The organism is Aquiflexum sp., assembly GCF_041749095.1.
Lineage (GTDB): Bacteria > Bacteroidota > Bacteroidia > Cytophagales > Cyclobacteriaceae > Aquiflexum.
Genome location: NZ_JBGTCA010000466.1, coordinates 1 through 5,265, shown reverse-complemented (window position 1 = coordinate 5,265; position 5,265 = coordinate 1). Strand labels below are relative to the sequence as shown.

The window sequence follows — 5,265 nt, the reverse complement described above, 5'->3', positions numbered from 1 at the left end:
TCAGCAAGCTTTATCCTTTCCGATGGAAAAGACATTGAACAAGCTTTTCAATATGCCGATAGGCATCTTAAATTCATCTGGAACAGAGATCCTAAGGATCTGGAAATTGAAGTGGATGGTATGAAGATTATTTTGAAGGCAAACCATCTGCTTTGCTGTACCTACAATCAGGATGTCCGAATTCCAAAGCAGAACAATTACCTGAATCTTCTATTTTTCAACAGGGAATTTTATTGCATACATACCTATGACAAGGAAGTTTCCTGTAATGGTTTATTATTTTTTGGTTCGGATTTTACTCCGGTCATTCAACTTGATGAGGAAGAAGTACAAAGTCTAGGTACTTTGGTGGAGGTATTGAAAAAAGAATTCAAAATTGTGGACAACAATCAGGAAGAAATGCTTAGGATTTTGCTCAAAAGATTTATGATCCGGGTTACCCGACTTGCCAGAAAGCAGCTATTGAAAGTAAATACAAAACCTGAGGAAATAGATATCCTGCGACAATTCAATGCTTTAGTCGAGGAACATTTCAAAACCAAAAAAAATGTAGGGCAATATGCTGACCTGATGAACAAGTCTCCAAAAACCATTGCCAATATTTTTACCAAAATCAGTAAAAAGTCCCCTTTGAATGTCATCCATGAGAGGGTTGTCATGGAAGCCAAAAGATTGCTGTTGTATTCTGACAGCCCCATCAAATCCATTGGATATGAGTTGGGATATGAAGATTATGCGCAGTTCAGCAAGTTTTTCAAAAAAACCACCGGGATCAACCCACAGGAATTCCGGATCAAAAATCCAGGATTGGGAAAGACGCTTTAAACCTTTCCCTAACAGCAGTTTTGGTTGCGTTGCACAGGGGGGCATTTGATTTATCATATAAACAATCACTTTATACATATTCAGCAATTTTGTCCTTTTGCCGACAGGGTCCTGAGCAGTTGTTATCTATTTTTAAATCTTACAATTACCCTAATGAAAATAAGCATTATCCTTCCGGCCCAGCACAACACCGACTACATGGGGAAAATTCTGCCCTTTCTTACGGCAAATGTCTCTGAAGAGCAACTGGAAGAAATCATCATTATCAATGGTTTTGAGGACAGCAATCTGATCAAACTTGCTGAAAAGTCCCATGCCAGGTTGTATGTTTTCAAAAACAGTGACCATAAGTTGAAAGCAGAGGCAGGGGCATTTGAAGCCAAGGGAGAAATACTGTATTTTATCAAACCGGGTTATTTTCCTCCCAAAGACTTTGCTGAGAGAATCATCTGTGCCGTAAAGCTCAAAAATGAATTAGGGAGTCTATACCATCCCTGGATTGCCGGGATCTGTAAGTTCTGTAATCAGACCTGGATGGACAGAATGGTGATTTTCTTTTCGCCTATGACAAATTTCTTTATCAGGAAAAAAGTTTTTTACCGTTCAGGGGGGCTAAAATATGACGGCAAAACTTCCTCTTTCCGGGAATTTATACAAAACAGGGAATTTAAATCTACCTTAATCCAATAAACTGACCAAACATGGCGAGAATTAAAATCATTCAGGAAAATGAAGCCCAAGGAGAGCTTCAGGAGATTTATATTTTAATTTTGTGAACAGGATCATTTTAGGTTTAGGAGTAAACCTGGAGGAAGATGGTGGAAAGGGGTATATATACTACTAAGCAAAAAAACTCCTGCATCTCATAGGTATGATAACTCAAAAAAAGATTTTACTAAAACAGCTTTCAAAGCTATTTAGTTAAGAATTTTTTTGATTGAGAAAACTTTCATTCACGAGTTTGGTGAACTCATTTTTCTTATTTTCTTCTTTCGACAAAATTGATCAGCTTTTATAGTTAGTTAACATTCAAGAGTAATAATTACAGATTAAAAGATTTTTTTTTATTTGACCACTTGATTATAGGCAGGGGAAGAATTGACATATCGGCCCCTGCTCCAAAAGTTGCAGCTGCCCTTTAAATTTAAATTATATCAACTATTGCCAAGTATTGGGGAAAATGACATATTTTTAACAAAAAAGCCGGAAAACTCCGGCTTTTTATCCATCCAATGCTTTCATATCCCTTACAAAAATCCTTCTCCTGTCGTATTTGATGATGCCTTTTTTTTCGAGATCACTGAATACAGTGGTGACTGTCTGTCTACTGGTAGCGGTCAATTTGGAAATATCTTCCTGTGTCAACCTTAATTCAACCACTTTTTGATTATCCTCCCCTAGGATATCCCTGCCCAAATCCAGTACTGTTTCTTTAATGAAACTTTTTACTCTTTGTTCAGATGTTTTGAAAATCACATTTTCCAATCGATTTTGGATTTTCTTCAATCTGAATCCAATCAGCTTGATTACCTGTAGATTAAATTTCGGATTGTGTTCCATCATGGATTCAAAATCATGCACATCCACTTTGCAGATGACTGCATCTTCGGTGACTTCTGCTATTTCCTCCCTTTTATCCTGACCTGTGATGGACAATTCCCCAAAAACCTCTCCCGGTCCCAAAATGGCCAGGATTACCTCCCTTCCATCAGGTGAAACTTTGGAGATTTTAACCTTACCTTTTTTGAGAAGATAGACACAGTTGGCACTGTCTTCTGAAAAATACAGGATCTGGTTTTTGGGGACATCCCGCATAGATGCCATACTGTCCATCATTTTTATTTCTTCAGGAGTCAATACCTGAAGCATACTGAAATTTTCAAGAAACCAAATCTTGGTCTTATCCATATCTGATTAAATTTAAAGATTGAATATCAGGCTATTTTTTCATTTTCTATAAAATAACAATCACATAGATCAAAATATAGGGATTTCCTTAAAAGAATTTTTTAAAAACACAAAAGTCCTGATCAAGACAGTTTAAAAGCATATAAAGTATTTTTTTGCATTTATAGTAAAATTTAACCAGCACTGCACATGACTTCATTTACAAAATCCATCATATCAGAAAAATCACCGGAATTTAAAATAAAAGACTATCTGGGCAATACACTGAGCCTTACGGATTATAAGGGTCAAAAAATCATGCTCAGCTTTTTCAGGGGAGCATCATGCCCATTTTGTAATATGCGGGTCAGGGAATTGATCCAATCCTACGGGAAATTCCAAGAAAGGAAAATCGCCATCATTGCAGTATTTGCTGCGACAGCAGAAGAAATCGCCCAATACGCGGGCAAACAGAAAGCACCTTTTCCTATCGTTCCTGATCCTAAATTGGACCTATATCGGCTATACGGTGTTGAATCCTCCTCTAAGGGCATGTATCGTGTAATGTTGCAGCCGGTAAAAATGATGAAAATGATGTTCAGCGGATTTTTCAATATGAAATCCATTAAGGAAAAGCCCATACTCCCGGCCGATTTCCTTATCGATGAAGGACTTCATGTCAGTAAAATTTATCAGGGGAAGGATTTTGGAGATCATATTCCCCTTGAAGAGGTTTTGAATTGGGATCAAGGGTAAAGTGATTCACATCGTCATGCTACAGGATCCGGACTTTGTATCCATCGTTGGGCGGCATGTAGGTAAGCGCTCGCATCTCCATAGCCGAGCAGATAGGCGATATCCTGTGTTTTCATACGGGGATTTGCGGACAGATAAACCGAAAGTTCCCTACGGATACTATCTGAAATCTTCCGGTATGAAAGGCCCTCTGCATTCAGTTTTCTCTGAATAGTTCTTTGGCTCATAGGAAAATAAGCTGCTGCCTGCTCAAAGTTAGGTGGTTCAGGGCAGGACAGTTTCAGGCATATGGTCCTGAACTGCTGCCCAAAAGTTGGGCGGACAGCTTTCTGCTCATCGAGCATCAAAAGGAGCTTGGGGAGCAGATATTCTATCCCGGTAGTCATTCCTGAATGGATGGGCTGGTTTAGAATCTCCGGATCAAAAACAAAACCAAGTCTGATTCCAGTCCGGCATGTTGTGTTCAATATCAATTCATAGTGCTCCAAATCGTTGTACGGAAGTACAAGTTCAGGAAAATACTGCTCTGGGGTGATAAGCTTTAATTCCCTAAATACAAAGGCAAATATTGCATCGAGCAGGTGTTTGCCTTCCTCAGTACCTATTGGGTCAACATCCAGTGAAATCTCATATTTATCCAACTGCTTTACTTCGATGATTTTGACAATTGAAAAAGAGTGCGCCAGATATTCCTTCAAGATCCGTACAGCCTGATTGATTGTACCTGCATGCTGCGCTACGTGGGTGACAAAACCCAAGGCTTTGACATTGAGGTATGCTCCGTAATGCAGTCCAAAATACGGATCTGAGAGAAATTGGGAAAGACCCGTGAACAACTGAAGAAAAGTCTGGTTATGAATCCTTCCTTCATTGGGGAATGATCCAATAGGAACGCCTTTGTCAGCGAAATACCCATCAGGATAGATATTCCTGTCTGTCAGGTATTCTCGGATATAGCTTAAATGTACCGCTGCAATCATTATAGATTATTGATTTGACGTAAAATATCAATAAAAATATTAAAAAAAAATGAATATTGTGAAAACTGGAAATATTCAGATAGACTAGTAAAATGAATGAATATTTCAATATTTTGGAAAATTAAAGGCAGACATATAATGGGAATTTATGACTATGAATTGGATTATGTTAATGAATTTATAAATATGACTTTAAAAGAGAGATAATAATAACTGTGGTTAACTTTGGCTATGTAGCTTCAGTCAAAGTCCGCTCTTAGTTTTATAAACTGAGTTTGCTAAAATGCAATCCGATTAGTAAAAATTTAACCAATTCAACTTTTAAATATGGTAATACCCACAAAATCTTTTAAAGTAGGTCTTAATGATTAAGTTCAATAAAATGAGAAGAGTATTATCATATGTTTTGGCCATCACATAATCTTTCTATTTTGGATTCACATTTAACGAAATAGTTACCAATCAAACCGATAAACAAGCAGATATGAAACGAGTTACAGGAGTTGGCGGAATATTTTTTAAGAGTGAAGATCCCGTAAAAATTAAACAATGGTATGAGAAGCATTTGGGACTTCAAACTGATCAATGGGGTACAAATTTTGAATGGAGAAAAGCAGAAGACAGCACTAAAAAAGGATTTACTCAATGGAGTCCATTTAGTGAATCCACTTCCTATTTTGAACCTTCACAAAAGGATATCATGATCAATTATAGAGTTCAAGATCTTGAGTGGTTGGTTGATCAACTTAAAAAAGAAGGCGTAAAAGTATTGGATGAAATTGAGACTCATGAGTACGGTAAGTTTGTTCACATATTA

General features: G+C 37.4%; 6 protein-coding genes. 4 read left to right on the top strand and 2 right to left on the bottom strand.

From position 1 onward, the window contains the following. The coding region (locus tag ACEW8O_RS21215) for a helix-turn-helix domain-containing protein (RefSeq protein ID WP_373496631.1) at positions 1–825 on the top strand (825 nt) is incomplete at its 5' end. A 153-nt stretch (positions 826–978) separates the two neighbouring features. Continuing rightward, complete coding sequence (locus tag ACEW8O_RS21210; RefSeq protein ID WP_373496630.1) at positions 979–1,515, top strand: hypothetical protein; 537 nt, start codon at positions 979–981, stop codon at positions 1,513–1,515. 531 nt (positions 1,516–2,046) lie between these two features. On the opposite strand, the gene ACEW8O_RS21205 is transcribed toward ACEW8O_RS21210, so the two are convergent. Further along, the gene (locus ACEW8O_RS21205) at positions 2,047–2,733 is read right to left on the bottom strand and encodes a Crp/Fnr family transcriptional regulator (RefSeq protein ID WP_373496629.1); all 687 of its coding nucleotides are present in this window, start codon (positions 2,731–2,733) and stop codon (positions 2,047–2,049) included. Positions 2,734–2,922: 189 nt separating this feature from the next. Here ACEW8O_RS21205 and ACEW8O_RS21200 point away from each other — a divergent pair, with 189 nt between their 5' ends. Next, entirely contained in the window at positions 2,923–3,468 is a 546-nt protein-coding gene (locus ACEW8O_RS21200; protein WP_373496628.1) for a peroxiredoxin family protein, read from the top strand. Between the two features lie 14 nt (positions 3,469–3,482). Here the strand turns inward: ACEW8O_RS21200 and ACEW8O_RS21195 are convergent, their stop codons facing one another. Beyond that, complete coding sequence (locus ACEW8O_RS21195) at positions 3,483–4,448, bottom strand: AraC family transcriptional regulator ligand-binding domain-containing protein (protein WP_373496627.1); 966 nt, start codon at positions 4,446–4,448, stop codon at positions 3,483–3,485. 484 nt (positions 4,449–4,932) lie between these two features. Here ACEW8O_RS21195 and ACEW8O_RS21190 point away from each other — a divergent pair. Then, on the top strand, positions 4,933–5,265 hold a 333-nt coding region (locus ACEW8O_RS21190; RefSeq protein WP_373496626.1), incomplete at its 3' end, for a VOC family protein.

What these genes read in the sequence shown, in the direction of transcription:
- ACEW8O_RS21195 (WP_373496627.1), bottom strand. Translation starts at nt 4,448, where the DNA reads ATGATTGCAGCGGTACATTTAAGCTATATCCGAGAATACCTGACAGAC.
- ACEW8O_RS21205 (WP_373496629.1), bottom strand. Translation starts at nt 2,733, where the DNA reads ATGGATAAGACCAAGATTTGGTTTCTTGAAAATTTCAGTATGCTTCAG.
- ACEW8O_RS21210 (WP_373496630.1), top strand. Translation starts at nt 979, where the DNA reads ATGAAAATAAGCATTATCCTTCCGGCCCAGCACAACACCGACTACATG.
- ACEW8O_RS21200 (WP_373496628.1), top strand. Translation starts at nt 2,923, where the DNA reads ATGACTTCATTTACAAAATCCATCATATCAGAAAAATCACCGGAATTT.